Origin of the sequence: Paenibacillus lentus, assembly GCF_042714055.1 — a bacterium.
GTDB lineage: Bacteria > Bacillota > Bacilli > Paenibacillales > Paenibacillaceae > Fontibacillus > Fontibacillus lentus_A.
Genome location: NZ_JBHGVC010000024.1, coordinates 16,078 through 30,992, shown reverse-complemented (window position 1 = coordinate 30,992; position 14,915 = coordinate 16,078). Strand labels below are relative to the sequence as shown.

12 protein-coding genes are annotated in these 14,915 nt (G+C 46.3%); 3 read left to right on the top strand and 9 right to left on the bottom strand.

Going from position 1 to position 14,915, the window contains the following annotated elements; all coding sequences use genetic code 11:
- Positions 1–502 (bottom strand): fibronectin type III domain-containing protein (locus tag ACE3MQ_RS26955; RefSeq protein WP_379398650.1); only part of this gene is annotated, 502 nt, incomplete at its 3' end.
- A 6-nt stretch (positions 503–508) separates the two neighbouring features.
- A complete protein-coding gene (locus ACE3MQ_RS26950; RefSeq protein ID WP_379398648.1) occupies positions 509–3,775 on the bottom strand; it encodes a cysteine peptidase family C39 domain-containing protein in 3,267 nt (1,088 codons plus the stop codon).
- Positions 3,776–4,700: 925 nt separating this feature from the next.
- On the opposite strand from ACE3MQ_RS26950, the gene ACE3MQ_RS26945 reads away from it, so the two are divergent.
- The 3 genes from ACE3MQ_RS26945 to ACE3MQ_RS26935 all read left to right on the top strand — a co-directional run bounded on the left by ACE3MQ_RS26945 (position 4,701) and on the right by ACE3MQ_RS26935 (position 5,919).
- The gene (locus ACE3MQ_RS26945; protein ID WP_379398646.1) at positions 4,701–5,483 is read left to right on the top strand and encodes a cobyric acid synthase; all 783 of its coding nucleotides are present in this window, start codon (positions 4,701–4,703) and stop codon (positions 5,481–5,483) included.
- Positions 5,470–5,673, top strand: coding sequence for a helix-turn-helix domain-containing protein (locus tag ACE3MQ_RS26940; RefSeq protein WP_379398644.1), 204 nt, complete (start codon positions 5,470–5,472; stop codon positions 5,671–5,673). The genes ACE3MQ_RS26945 and ACE3MQ_RS26940 overlap by 14 nt, the downstream gene beginning before the upstream one ends.
- A gap of 108 nt (positions 5,674–5,781) precedes the next feature.
- Positions 5,782–5,919 (top strand): IS3 family transposase, encoded by a 138-nt coding sequence (locus ACE3MQ_RS26935; protein WP_379398657.1) that lies wholly within the window; start codon positions 5,782–5,784, stop codon positions 5,917–5,919.
- A gap of 69 nt (positions 5,920–5,988) precedes the next feature.
- On the opposite strand, the gene ACE3MQ_RS26930 is transcribed toward ACE3MQ_RS26935, so the two are convergent.
- The 7 genes from ACE3MQ_RS26930 to ACE3MQ_RS26900 form a co-directional block, all read right to left on the bottom strand.
- Positions 5,989–7,671 carry a glycoside hydrolase family 13 protein gene (locus tag ACE3MQ_RS26930; protein WP_379398642.1) on the bottom strand — a complete coding sequence of 561 codons (1,683 nt, stop codon included), beginning with the start codon at positions 7,669–7,671 and terminating at the stop codon, positions 5,989–5,991.
- A 75-nt stretch (positions 7,672–7,746) separates the two neighbouring features.
- Positions 7,747–8,691 (bottom strand): ribokinase, encoded by a 945-nt coding sequence (rbsK, locus tag ACE3MQ_RS26925; RefSeq protein ID WP_379398640.1) that lies wholly within the window; start codon positions 8,689–8,691, stop codon positions 7,747–7,749.
- 1 nt (position 8,692) lies between these two features.
- Positions 8,693–9,697, bottom strand: coding sequence for a LacI family DNA-binding transcriptional regulator (locus ACE3MQ_RS26920; protein ID WP_379398637.1), 1,005 nt, complete (start codon positions 9,695–9,697; stop codon positions 8,693–8,695).
- A gap of 25 nt (positions 9,698–9,722) precedes the next feature.
- Positions 9,723–11,858: an ADP-ribosylglycohydrolase family protein gene (locus ACE3MQ_RS26915; RefSeq protein WP_379398635.1), complete on the bottom strand. Its 2,136-nt coding sequence runs from the start codon at positions 11,856–11,858 to the stop codon at positions 9,723–9,725.
- A gap of 17 nt (positions 11,859–11,875) precedes the next feature.
- On the bottom strand, positions 11,876–12,715 hold the full coding sequence (locus ACE3MQ_RS26910; protein ID WP_379398633.1) for a carbohydrate ABC transporter permease: 840 nt from the start codon (positions 12,713–12,715) through the stop codon (positions 11,876–11,878).
- On the bottom strand, positions 12,715–13,584 hold the full coding sequence (locus tag ACE3MQ_RS26905; RefSeq protein ID WP_379398631.1) for a carbohydrate ABC transporter permease: 870 nt from the start codon (positions 13,582–13,584) through the stop codon (positions 12,715–12,717). The genes ACE3MQ_RS26910 and ACE3MQ_RS26905 overlap by 1 nt, the downstream gene beginning before the upstream one ends.
- 80 nt (positions 13,585–13,664) lie before the next feature.
- Complete coding sequence (locus ACE3MQ_RS26900; protein WP_379398629.1) at positions 13,665–14,909, bottom strand: ABC transporter substrate-binding protein; 1,245 nt, start codon at positions 14,907–14,909, stop codon at positions 13,665–13,667.
- Positions 14,910–14,915 lie beyond the last annotated feature (6 nt).

The following is a 14,915-nucleotide window of genomic DNA, read 5'->3' as shown; positions in this document are numbered from 1 at the left end:
ATCCGATCTGGTCGGTTTGCGGACCAGGAGGATGATACTCCTCCGAGGTGAACACTGTAACCGGATCGCTATTTTCCGACACATTGCCTGCTGCATCCCTGGCTTTTACTGAAAAAGTATAGCTTTTATATTTTTCTAAACCTGTAACCACATAACTATTCGTCGTACTTACCCCTAAATATTGGGAGTCACTGTAAATTTCATACTCGATAATTCCCACATTATAGGTTGAAGATTGCCACGAGAGCGTTACGGTCGAAGAGGTTGAACCGATGCATGTTAAATCAACCGGAGCAAGCGGTTGTTCCGCAGCTACCAATAACCCATTCATCGTATATACCGAAGAAGTGACGGAAGGATTCTTAGCCTGAGATATGAAATTCGCTCCATGAGATAGAGCCGCCGCTTGAGCAGAAGCATCGTTCATGAAATAGAGTGCGATAAGGCCTACTAAAGCCAGGAATAACTTAATCGGCTTCTTAAAAAATAGTATAATTTTCACCGCTCCCTACTTCCTTTCCATCTTAATAATGCGTCCAACCGCATCATAAGTATATTTGACCGTTGTTCCGTCGGTATTTCTCTTACTTATCACTCGGTCAACCGCGTCATAAGAAAAAGCCTCACTTAAACCGCCAGGGTAAATAACAGATATAACTCTATCCTTGGCATCATAAGCTTTAGTTGTCACTTGTCCATTTGCATCTTTTACCGATATTTGGCGTCCTTGCATGTCATAACCGTACTCAGTCGTTCCGCCCTCTGGATCAGTGACTTTCAGTAAATGCCCTAAATCATCATAATTGTAGTGGGTGACATTCCCCCGTCGATCTGCTTTGGCTGTTAGACGTTCCCCGTCATATTGCATCGTTTCCTTCGATCCATCGGCATATATAATTTCCGTTACATGTCCATAACGATCGTAACTGTAATTCGTCGTGTTGCCTAACGGATCGGTTTCCGCAGTCTTTCTGCCATATAGATCATACTCATAGGTAACTGAATCCCCTAATGCATTCGTCACTGCCGTCAATAAGCCAGAACTATTATATTCATACTTTGTAGTGACACCTGAAAAATCAGTCATTTTTGTTATATTCCCTCTAGCGTCATAGTCATAGATCATATGATCGCCGAGCGGATTAGTTACGGTTAGTAAATTACCTGCAGCATCGTAGCTATAACTTGTCCTCCGACCAAGAGCGTCAATAATGGCCGTCACTTGTCCATGTTCGTTATATGAATAATGCGTTTTATTGCCGAGCGCATCAACCACAGATGCTCGATTCCCTTGAGTGTCATAATAATATTTCGTTTGATTTCCTAACGGATCAGTCATTGTGTCCACTTGATTATCCGGTGTATAGGAAAAGCGTGTAACATTACCAAGCGGATCACGAACCTCAGTTATTCTTCGCAAAGAGTCTTGAGCAAAACTTTGTTTGGCTCCACTATAATTTGTGAATTCCTTATCATACGACATGCGTGATCCAGCGGCATTAACCTTGCCGGTAATTTGACCGTATGAATTATATTCAAATTTTGTTGTTTTCCCAAAGCTATCTGTTAAAGTAGACATTCTATTACCTTGATAACCATATTGAATCGTTTTTCCGTCTGCGTACTTGATTTTGGTTAAGTGTTCAGAGCTATCATATTCCAACTGAAATTGCTCTTCATTGCCAATAGAAACCTTCGATACTTTTCCAGCCGGGTTATAATACAAATTGACTATCGTTCCATTGGAATCTACTATTTGCGTTTGACGTCCCTGATTGTCGTAATTAAAAACCATTCCTTGACCATTCAGATCCTTTTGTTCAACCAGACGACCTTCCGCATTAAAACTCATATTGAGTTTATTTTTTCGATACAATATATAACTTCCATCACCCTTCTCTGTGAGCTTATCGAAATTCCCTGGCGGGGAAGTAAAAGTGCCATCAATGTTACGGGAGAAAGTCATTCTACTTCCATCGCTCGTTAGCCATTGAATATTCCCGCCATTCTTCACCAACTGATCTGAATAGGAGGAACTCCATCCCATACCGACATCGCTATTCCGAGTGTTTGCTTGCGAATTATAGGAAAACTTATAAGATATAAGGCTATTCTCCGATCCTCGCAAAAGCAACTCCGGTGTGCGCAAATTATGATTTCCATAAATCCGATTGACTGAGCTCAAGTGCCCATCCATATATCCATCCGCCGCTGGAGCAGGCATTTCAAAATTGGCACACGGATCATTGCATCCGGGTCCTCCTGGGCTCCCTCCCGTGTTTCCGCATAAATATTTCCCCTTAAGTTGTTTCATTTCAGTATCTGACAACAATCTTGCACCGGAAATTCCATTCATTACTTCTGCTTCCGTATCTGCAAAGACGATAGCGTTCCCCGTCCAAAGTTGCTCAAAGTCTTGCTTGGATTTTGATATCGATCCAAATAGCGGATCATAATAATTTACTTCATCATCGGTTAGCGAGGTTACTGTCACATAATGATCAGATAGCAGCACAACGGCCGGAAGACTCGTATTCTTCAACTCACTCTTGACCATATTAATACCAAAGGCGTTGACTCCTTGAGCGGAGGCAGACAGGCGTAAACCCTCCATAGTCGTTCCCTCGTCGGTTGTACCAGCATCTTTAATCAAAATATCCAAAGGAGCCTCAATACCCAACTTGGATAAAGCCATTTTTAATGAAGCCGGACCGCAGATACACCCTTTCTCAGGGCTCAGAACATTAGGTTGTATTTTAGAAACTTGATCGGATTTCTCTATTGTTTTTTCTACTGGCTTAGGTCGTAATTCATCCAACTTTTGCTGTGCACGTACAGCTAGGTGGCTGTTCGGATGCTTTCGTATGAAAGCTTCAAGTTCTTGAATTCCTTCTACCTGATTCTGATCGGCAATCATACCTAGCGCTCTTTGATATTCCAAATCTTGTGAATCCGTCATAAAAGTAAAATAGTCCATATTCTCTTCTTGATTGGCCTCAGTGTATTGTTGAAGCGTAGTCTTCAATTGAGAGACAGCCTCTTTATAACCTCCAGCAGAGGCTATGCTTAGTGAAAGATCACGATTTGCTTTGACCAATGTCTTATTATAATTTTGACTTATTGCCTTTTCTATGGGTCGTTTATTATTTTTAAGATTCCTAAACTTTTTGCCGGTAACCTTAGCATCCAATTCATTTGTCATGGCCTTATATTGTTTAAAACGATTTTTATCCATCTTTACGCCAGATTGTTGAACTACGGAGGCCATTTGAATACGTTCATTGGGGTTTGAACTTAAGCTGCGACCCTTAGTTAACATTAAAATTTGTGCAGCTCGTGCAGAATCACGATTCGGATTGTAAGGGCTGTCCGCTATTTCAGCAGCCAAAATTTGCGCCTCAACGCCGATATCCGAATTAGGATACTTACGGACAATATCTAGCAGTTTACGGATCGCTTCCTCAAATTCATCGCGGGAATAGTCGTATTCAGCTATACGGTATTCACTCCACGCAACAACATCTGGAATATTCTTATACTGAGCTGCCAGCCCTATATAACCGTCCCTCAACTCTTCTGAGAGCCCTAACCCCATTTGAAAATAAAGTTCTTCCTGCTTCCTTTGCTGCTCCAAAAGCTCAAGCTGACTCATCGCATTCTCGGTTCCTAATATTTCAACTTTTACAATTTGTGCAAATGTACTTCCTGGTAACATAAATAACATGACAGCAACAATAGAAAATATGAATGCCTTTCTTACTAGGAATGTGTTCATGCTTTTCCCCTCTCATAAATTAACATCTTCTTGAATTGTGATATTAACTAAATGGCATAAGTACAGCTTCCATTAAAAAATAACGATTATGTATTTTCTATGAACTTACGGTATAAACTTCTGCTTATTCTGGATTCAGGTACTAAAATTCATCTTTCGCTGCACAATTCACCCCCCATCTCAATTTCAGACATACAAAAAAACCCCCGTTTTTCTGGCTGGTCTCTCAACATTTATATAAGAGACTAGACTAAGAAGTTCAATGGGAGTTGACTAAAGTATTTATATGGATAACTTCATAATATTTTACCAAATAATCAAAATAAAACAATATACTTTTTACGATAGTCTGCAGCATTCCCCTTCAGCAATTCAAATAATATAATGGAATAACAATGACTCGTATTACACTCTAAGGATGGGTCAGCTTTTATCTATTTAAGGCGCTGACTTTTATTCCGCTGAATCCCCGAGAATAAGAGGAACTGCCTGCCAGGATGACGATGAACGGAACGCCTTGCTAATCCATGGGATTTCCGATGACGTAATGGGGTGCTGATGTTAACTACCTTAAATTTCGTTGTCCTCATGCCACAAGTAAAGTGGAGTGTTCGTATGGATGTCTGCATGCTCTTTTTCCAACTATGGCTTGGTGTCGATACGAAAGAGGATCTTTGGCGATTCTGCAACCCCCATCGAGATACGAAACGTAGGAAGGAGCTTTACAATGAACGTACGAGTGTAAAATGATAAAATTCTCGATTGAAGACATACTTAACTGCAGACAAACACATGTCAAGGGCATTCAGATAACGATGACTCATTTGTATCTAAATGCTATTGTTTTGCTCATCTCTGCATTGTCTATTGCCAATGTAAAGAACTTGAACGTAGCTTAAAAATACTTCGCGGAACAGGTGAACAAATGAAATCTTTAATGATCGTTGGAACCAGCTCTTCGTGCGGCAAAAGCTTTATCACGGCGGCTTTGCTGCGCATGCTGCGGAACAAAGGCTATTCTGCAGCCCCATTTAAAGCGCAAAATATTTCCTCAAAGTCCTACATGACCCATGATAACTGTGAAATTGCTTATTCCACCTACATTCAAGCTCTAAGTGCCGGCGTGAGTCCTGAAGCGGACATGAATCCCATCCTGATTAAGCCCGCATATGACAATACGCAGTTCATCATAAATGGAAAATTATTTTATACAGGCTCTTATACAAAATATGGGGAGTTCTTAACGGAGATTAGAGCAAGCATTGAAGGCTCTTTTCAAAGGCTGGCGGCAAAATACGATATTCTCATTATAGAGGGCGCAGGTTCAACTGCGGAAATCAACCTGGCCAATCAGGACGTTGCCAATATTTTTACGGCAAAAATGACGAATTCCCCGCTTCTGCTCGTATCGGATATTCACTATGGCGGCGTTTTTGCAGCGATTAACGGCACCATCGACTTATTGGATGATCAAATCAAAAATCAATTAAAGGGATTCATAATCAATCGATATCAAGGAATAAAGGAAATTTTACAGCCAGGGATAGATTTTTTGGAACAAAAGTACGTCGTCCCATGTGCCGGGGTTTTGCCCTATCAGCATGATATCGCGGTGCCGGAGGAACAAGGCTTTGATCATATGGCCGAGCTATTTGAATCCAACATGGATACAAAGCTGATCAGCCGTTTGCTGGATGTTTCGTTGTAACAAATGGACGCTAAGTCTTAAAAAGGGAGTGGGTTATAAAAGCGCTGCAAAGGAACTGGGTATTCGGCACTCCATGGTTCAACTGTGGGTAAAGCACTATCAGAAAAAAGGGATAGCTGGGCTTGGCGAAAAAAGAGGAAAGTATACTGGCGTAGGTAAAGGAAGACCAAGAGTTTCGTCAATGACCTAGGATGATGAATTGGAGCGGCTCCGAAGTGAAAACGAATATTTAAAAAAGCTTTGGACTGGAGTGAAAGCAAGCATGTCTAGGAAAGGGAATTGAAACGATAACGCCTGTATCGAGAGCTTATTCGGTCACCTTAAGAGAGAACGTCTCAACCTTCAAAATTTCACCTCCCAGAAGCAACTCATCGAAGAAATTCATCGGTATATTCCTTTTACAACCATAGCGGTCAGAAAAATTAAACAACCTTAGCCCGGCTTAATACCGATCTAAGGCTGTTTAGTGCCGCTGTTTAAATATGTCTACTTGGGGTAAGATGAGTCAGTTATCCAGCCGGTAAACGATAGCTTCATAAGGCAGCATAACGAAGCTGTTCCGCTCCCGATCAGGTTGATTCCCGTAATTGGAAAGAACAACCTGCCGCTTGTGCGTTTCAAATCTTTTTGGGACGGTAAACTCTGGCGTATTTCCATAGAAATTTAGAACAATGAGGAACATTTGCCCTTCAAACGTACGCGAATAAGCGAAAATCTCCTGATGGTCATCCAGCCAGCTTTCATATTTACCGTAGACCAACACCTCGTTTTCCTTGCGCAGACGAATTAACGCCTTATAATAGTTCAAGATGGAATCCGTGTCCTCAAGCTGGCTTTTTACATTGATTTCGTGATAGTTCGGATTACTATTAATCCACGGCGTACCGGTCGTAAATCCACCGAACAGCGAATCATCCCACTGCATCGGTGTTCGTGCGTTATCGCGTGCGCGGTAAGCAATTTTACGCATTGTATCCTCGACATCTTTTCCATCCATCAGACGTTCACGATAATAATTATAAATTTCCACATCGCGATAATTGCTTAATTCTTTAAATACCACATTGGTCATACCTATTTCCTGTCCCTGATAAATAAATGGGGTACCCTGCATCAGCATAAAAAAGGTTGCCAGCATCTTGGCGGATTCCTTCGGGTAATTCTCCGGATCCCCAAAGCGGGAGATAGAACGCGGCTGATCATGATTCTCCAAATAAAGAGCGTTCCAGCCCACCCCTTCCAGCCCCGTCTGCCATTTCTTCATGATCTGCTTCAGTTTAGCCAGTTCCCAAGGCCCAAAGTCCCAGCGTCCTTCCGATCCAAAATCCAGACTAACGTGCTCAAACTGGAAAATCATGTTGAAAGCCCCGTTCTCCTCGCCGATCCAGCGGTCGGCTTCCGAGATCGGCGCGCCGCTCGCTTCGCCCACCGTCATAATGTCATAGTTGGCAAAGGCCTCTCTTTTGAATTGCTGCAGGTAATCATGAATCCCTTCGACATTGCGGTGCCCTGCCGAGGAATCCACATACCGGAGCCCGTGCGGATTGGGCATGTCCGGCAAGCCCGGCAGCTTCTTGATGTGCGTGATCGCGTCGACCCGAAATCCATCAATCCCCTTATCCAGCCACCAGCGGATCATGTTGATCAGTTCCTGACGGACTTCCGGATTTTCCATGTTCAAATCCGGTTGCCTGCGCGAATACAGATGCAGGTAATATTGATCGGTCGTCTCGTCGTATTCCCAGGCCGAGCCGTTAAACATAGATTCCCAGTTGTTAGGCTCGGCTCCATCCTTGCCGTCCCGCCAAATATAATAGTCACGCTTCGGATTGTTGAGAGATGAGCGGGATTCGATGAACCACGGATGCTCATCGGACGTATGATTGAGCACCAGATCCATGATCACCTTCATCCCGCGCTCATGAATACCGGACAGCAGCCGGTCGAAATCCTCCATCGTGCCGAACTCATCCATGATGTCCTGGTAGTCACTTATATCATAGCCATTGTCATCATTTGGCGATTTATAAACCGGCGAGATCCAGAGCACATCAACGCCAAGCTCTTTCAAATAATCCAGCTTAGATATGATTCCGGGCAGATCTCCGATCCCGTCTCCGTTCGAGTCCATGAAGCTTCGCGGATAAATTTGATACGCGACGGCTTCCTTCCACCATACTTTTTTCATTTTGTTCTCCCCCATGTAATAAAGCAATTCGTTACCGTTATTTTTATTTTATTTTTATAATTAGTTAGAATTATTTCAAAATGCGTACTCCATAAACCGGGTAACCTCCGCCACTTCCGGCATCCCGTTCTGCGCGCCGAATTTGGTCACCGCCAGCGCCGAGGCTGCCACAGCATATTCAGCGGCCTGCTCCATGCTCAAGCCTTTGGCAATAGAAACCGCTAGAGCAGCGTTAAAGCAATCTCCGGCACCTGTCGTGTCCGTGACATCCATCTTCCTGCCGGGAATATGGAACGTATGCCCTGATGCATTCATATGCACGGCACCATCCGCCCCCAGTGTAACCATGATGGAGGGAAGTCCCTTGTCGATCATTTTCCGCATCGCCGCATACAACGCCGTAAAATCGTTTTCCTGTAAGATCTCCGGCGCGCCGGCCAATACGGACAGCTCCTGACGATTGGGGGTCAACGAATACAGCATCGGATAGATTTCTTCCGGCAATGATTGCGCAGGAGCCGGGTTCAGAATGATCTTCTTACCCGCTCCGTGCGCGTATTTTATGCACTCTACCACCGTGTCCAGCGGAATCTCCAGTTGCAGCAGCACAACATCTGAGCGGTCGATATACGACTTCCGAAGCTCAATGTCAGACCAGGTAATTTTCCCGTTGGCTCCAGGTATGACCACAATACGGTTATCCTGGTCATGAATCCAGATCGAAGCAATCCCCGTCTTCTCCTCAGGCATCACAGTCAGCGCCTGATTGATAGAATGCCGGTTTAATTCCTGCTGCATCTGCTCGCCAAAGCGATCCTTTCCGATTGCGCCGATAAAAGAAGTTTCCATGCCGAGCCGGGAAGCGGCTACCGCCTGATTCGCCCCTTTCCCTCCCGGAAGAAGCTTCATCTCACTGCCTAAAATCGTCTCCCCCTTTTCCGGAATAACCGGGGTCTCTATGACAATATCCATATTAATACTGCCGATCACGACAATATTAGGACCTTGCTTGCCTATCATGCTACTCACTATCCCTTCGTGTTGAATCCCTGATGATTAATGACACATTGATCTCAATCATTTCCGAGTCGAACTTTGTGTCCCGGGCTTCGATTTGTTGTATCAGTATGCGGGCCGCCTTTTCTCCCATCTCGTAAATGGGCTGGGCGACGGTTGTCAGTTCAGGTTCAACAATTCCGGCCAGCTTGATGCCGTCAAACCCGCACACCGCTATATCATCCGGAACTTTAACGCCTTTTCGATGCAAAGCCTTAAGCGCTCCGATCGCCATGAAATCATTGCCCGCAAAAATACCATCAATGTCGGGATGCCTCAGCAGCAGCGTTTCTACCGCTTGCATCCCGCCTTCCAGTTGAAAATCACCAGGAGCCATCAGTGACGGCGTATACCAAAAAAAAGACTTGACGTAGTCCTCATAGCCATTAAGCCGTTCTTGAGCGGTGACGATTTCTTGCGGGCCATAAATATGAGCGATTTTCTTGCAGCCAATATCCAACAGATGCTTTACCGCAATCTGAGCGCCTTCGTAGTTATTACAGCGAATCAACGCACATTTCCCAGTATTCGACGGTCGATCCAATACGACCACAGGAATATTCTCACGGCCAAGCTTGTTCAATTCCTCCTGTGTCAGATAATTAGATGCATAAATGATTCCGTCAATTCTTCGTTTGCGCAGCGCATCCAAATAACTCTTCTCTTTAAAATCCTGATTGTCGGAATTGCAGAAAAAAACGGTGTAACCCCGCTGCTGACAAGTATCCTCAACTGCTCTGGCTAATTCGGAGAAAAACGGGTTTGTAATATCCGGAAGAATTAGGGCAATCGTAGGCATACTACGATCTGCAATCCTGCGAGAAATCAGCGGCTCGTATCCGAGCTGATCCATCGCGTTCATAATCCGCTGTTCAGCCTGCTTGCTGACATATCCATTTTGATTAATCATGCGGGATACCGTCGCAATCGATACCCCGGCCAGTTCCGCCACATCTTTGATCGTCGCCAAGTTTCAACACCACCACATAATTTCTTTATTTCAATGGCCTTACTTGATAGGATGAATAGGCCGTGCGGCTTCCCCCGCTGTTGCCGAAGCCGATGGCACCCCGTAAATAAGGCGCATCCTCATCCCGATATTGAACGGCCGGGCTTCCGTCGATCGATACCTCGATTAGGGAGCCCCGAACACTTACCTCAAATTCATATTCCAATCCGTGCTTCCACGGGAATGGATAGGACTGTAATGTACGATAGTCCTCGTCATTTTTGTATAGTGCAATCGTTTGTCCTGGAGCCAAACCAACGGCGTATCCCCGCATCGCTCCTTGAACCCGGAATAAGACGGCGTGCCGTTCTCCTTTCAACGGTGTCAGCTTGACCCGAAAGCGGTAATCGTCCCACAAGTGGGAGCCCGTGTAGCATTCGGCGGGTTCATACCCATGGCCGCCGGCCAGCCGGCCGTCTTCCAGCCTCCATATGCCCCGCAGATAAGTAAGCTGGGACACGGTCTGATGAAGCGCATTCCACTTCTCCATACGCTGGGTAGCAAAATCGATGGCATAATCTGCAGGACCGTATACTTTAAGCTCATCCAGGAACCATTTCAAGGAGAATGATTTTTCCCGCAGACTGGAGTCTCCGCTGACCGCGTACTCCATGCCGATTTTGCCGATGACGAAATTCTCGGCATTAGGTATACGATAGCTCACACGCTGCCATTCCCCACTCAGTACAAACAGGTCGCTGTACAATCGGCGCCCTGTGAAATCATCCTCCGCAAACAGGCGAACGTGAAGCCCTGTGCCCACCGTTTCGTCGAGCTTGAGCCAGGCTTCCACAGTCTGACCCGGGTAAACGGTCGGCGAAATGTCCGGGTCATAACGGCTGTCATCGAAATCGCGCGGCGAACCGTAGGTCAGGAAGAATACGTCAAAGGTCGTTCCGGTAAACACGGAAGGCGCCGTCAACTGCAGGGAACGCCGCCCTTTGTAAGCTTCGCGATCCGTATTGGTGAGCAAAATTCGCGCATTCCCCCGATATTTCCACTCCAGCGCATGTGTTGATCCGGGAAACTCGAAATGTAAATGATGGGTGCTGCCGTCCTGCAAAATATCGTCCCACTCCGGAATCAACTCCCCGTGCAGCTTGCTTGCCAGCCTTGCCGTATCTACGGTGATTTGCGGAATTGTCTGTAAATTCAAGCTGCCGAGAATACCGGAGCAGCAGACGAAATCGTTGATCGGCCCAGTCCACTTCGCCTCGATCCCGTCAGGACCGTTCAAGACTCCGAGAATGGTTCCCACATTGCCGACGTTGCAATCCGTATCCCATCCGCACATATTGCAGATATTGATCGTTCGACTGAAATCTCCTTGCCCGTACAATAAGGATAACACGATTACGGCTGCGTTAGGAATAATATGACAGACCCCTTCGTAATGCTGGTACCCGTACTTCTCCTGCACAAAAGCGAACGCCTCGCGCCAATCCTCCGGATGCTTCTGATGAAAGTCAATAACATCCCGCGCCATCCGGGCGTAATCGCTGGTTTCTTCGATGACAGATAAACCATCCTCAAGGATATCTTCGATCCTTTCCCGGACAAATGCGGATGCGATACAGGCCGCGATAAATCGCCCACCCCGGATCCCGTCCCCGCCATGCGTCACGCTGGACATCAAGCCGGCCAGTTCCGCCGCCTTAACGGGGTTGCCCGGGCATACAAGCCCCCAGCAGTCCGAAAAAATCTGCCCGCCGATTTGCTCGGCCATCGTCTTGCCGTTCTGTTCGATGGATCCAGACAATGGAGCCGGAACGCCGTTTTTTAAATTCAGATAAGCCGTATGCTCGGTCGAAACCCCATAGCCGCCCCACCAGAAGAACCCGTGCCCCTCCCCCGTGTAGTTCCGCAGCGTATGAGCCATTTCGCGCTCCGTTAGCTGCTGTGGATCAAAATCAGCAAGCGCCCTCATGAAAAACACAGGCCCGTTAATATCATCATCCGCTGCAAAATGCTTGAACAAATAAGGATAATCCGTAATTTCCCCAAAGGTTTGTTCAATTCTTTCGTAAGACCAGCCTTCAATGTTGGCGCCATGCACCACGCCGATCACCTTGCCCAACCAACCACCATACAATTTCTTCATATAATTGTCAGGAAATTTCATCTGCTTCACCCCGATTTTTAACTTTTTACTGCCCCACCAGTCAAGCCCGCAATGATTTGTTTCTGGAAGAATACGTACACTAGCATGATCGGGATCACCGTCATGACAAATGAAGCAAAGGCCAGGTTGTAGTTAAACGAATACTGTGATTTAAAATTATATTGAAACAACGGAAGCGTCCAGTACGTTTCCGATTTGTTCAGGATCAATAGTGGAAGCAAGAAATCGTTCCATATCCAGAAGGCATTTATAATAATTACCGTAGCCGTCAAAGGAGCGAGCAAAGGAAAGATAACCGAACGGTAAGTTCTGAATTTGGTACAGCCGTCAACCTCAGCCGCTTCTTCCAATTCCTTCGGAATGGTCGTACGAATATAGCCGACATATAGAAATACGCCTTGCGTCAGCGCATAAGTGACGTATAGCAAAATCAGACCGAAACGGTTCAGCAGGTCAAGCTCCGTCATCAACTTGCTTACAGGCAGCATGATGACCTGGAAGGGAATAATAATCCCCATAATAAACAAAATATACAGCGTTTTGAAATACCATCTGTTCATATTACGGCTAATGGCATAGGCTGTGAGCGGCACCACCAGCAGAATCAGCACGATAGACACAACCGTAATGACGACGGAGTTAGAGAAAAACTGGATGAAGTTGTTATTGAACAGCACTTCCTTGAAATTGCCCAGATACAGCTCCGAAGGGAAGGAGAAGAAGCTTCTCGCGCTTTCCTTGCTAGTCTTGAAGGCCGTAATTAACGTCAAATACAGAGGCAAAAAAATGACAATCAGCCCCGCAGACAACAAAATGTAGCTGACTGCGGACAATCGCTTTTCACTGCTGCCGTTCATCACGCATTCACCTCTAATCTGCTCATAGAGCGAATTTGTACGATGGATACGATGGCGATGATTACAAACAGAAGGATCGCCAACGAGCTCGCATAGCTGAATTTAAATTCCTGAAAGGCAAAATTGTAAACGAGCAAACCGACGCTTTCTGTCTTCCTGCCCGGTCCTCCTCCTGTCATCGCCATAATGTAGTCGAACGCGGTAAGCCCGCTTTTAGCCGATAAAATAACAACGATGTTCAGTGTCGGAATTAGGAACGGGGTAACGACGGAACGGAACCTTTGCCAGGCATTTGCCCCGTCCAGGCTGGCCGCCTCGATCAAATCCTTAGGCACGCTCTGCAAAGCCGCCAGAAACAGCAGCGTCGGAATGGCCAGTCCCTGCCACAGACTAACAAACAAAAGGCCAAAGAAAGCCCAATCCGGATTCGAGAGCAGGTTCCGGGACAACAAATCCGAGCCGATCACCTTGCCGAAGGCCGGAAGCGCCTGCGAAAACAGCTGGTTCCAGATCAAACCCACGGTAATCATGCTAAGCACGGCCGGAAAAAAATACGTAGTGCGGTAAAACGCTTGAAAGCGGCGAACTCTATTGAGCAGTACGGCGATCAGTACGGCAAGAACCACCGTCAACACGATCAGGCCAAGCGCATATTTAAAAGTGAAGCCAAGGCTGTTGCGAATCCGGTCGTCCTGAACTAGCCGCACATAGTTATCTACCCCAATGAACTGACTCGTCTTGCTCAGCCCGTCCCAATCACTCAGACTGTACAAAAATCCGTTCACCATCGGGTAAAGGAAGAAAACGGCGTACAACAGAAGCGCGGGCAGCGTAAACAAGTAATGGGCATATCTGTTAAATGTTTTCATCACGATCCCCCTCATTTCATAATTAATAAAACCGGAGAGAATGAACCATCCTCTCCAGTCCCACATTTGCTTGTCTACTGTTACTTGCCGAATTCCTGGTCAATCCATTTCAGTAAGGCACCTTTATCTTTCAGGATCAGATACGCGGATGTTTCCGTGCCCCAGCTGGAGTCCAGACCCGCTTTCCAGTTAAAGTGCAACCAAGGATAGAAGCGTCCTTCCTCTGTAATCAGCTTCGTCACATCCTCCGTCTGCGGAGCGTCTGCTTTGACACCAGTAATCGTGGACGGCGATTTTTCGTTATCGGCCAGGAATTGCGCCGTTTTCTGATCGGTCATGAACTTCACAAACTTCTTGGCTTCCTCAGGGTGCTTCGTGGAAGCGGAGATGGCCAGCGCATAGTCAATACCGCCGACTACGGCGCCTTTACCGCTTTCATTTGGAATCGGGAACATCTTGAACTCCTCTTCCATGCCCGCCTGCTCGATCATCGGTACGGCCCAGATCCCTTGCGGGAGCATCAGCGCCTGACCGGTGGCAAACAGATTCACGGCATCCGGATAGTCCGCCCCCGCGGCGTCAGCCTGACTGTTGTCGCGGATAAAATCCATTTGAGCCAGCAGCTTCTGGATCCCAGGATCGCTTTCCGCTTTGGCCGAAGTATCCTGGAAGAACTTGTCGGCTGTTTCGTAGCCCACGGCATTGGTCAACAACGCTTCGGTCAGATGCCCTGCCGACCAGGCAGCCTTAAAGCTGGTGGCGAACGGAACGACACCTTTCTCGTTGATCGCAGCAACCGTTTGCTCCAACTCCGCCCAGGTCGTTGGAACCTTCAAGCCAAGCTCGTTGAATTTGTCCACGTTGTAGAAAATTCCATAAGCGTTCATCGTCAGCGGCACACTGTAATCTTTGCCGTCGACCTTAACGCTGTCAAGAAATTGCGAATTAATGTTAGCGATTACATCCGAACCAGTCAAATCCATGAAGTAATCGGACTGAGCTTGCGTTCTGAAGTCGGATTCATTAGGGAAAATGGACATGATATCTGGAGCATCGTTACTCGCGAGCCGATTGTACAGAACCTTCCGGGAATCCGGAACCTGAACCTGATTGACTTTGATGTTCGGATTCTCCGTCTCGAAGTTTTCGATGATTTGATTCAAATAATCCTTGACCTCTGATTTTTGGTTAAAAATTTCGATCGTTACTTGCTCTGTTTTGCCAGAGCCTTGATCATTTGCGCCTTTGCCCGCGTTGCCGCCGCATCCCGCCACTACTAGCACCATTGCAAGGATTGTGATGGCCCATATTTTTCTGCTTTTCATCTGTAG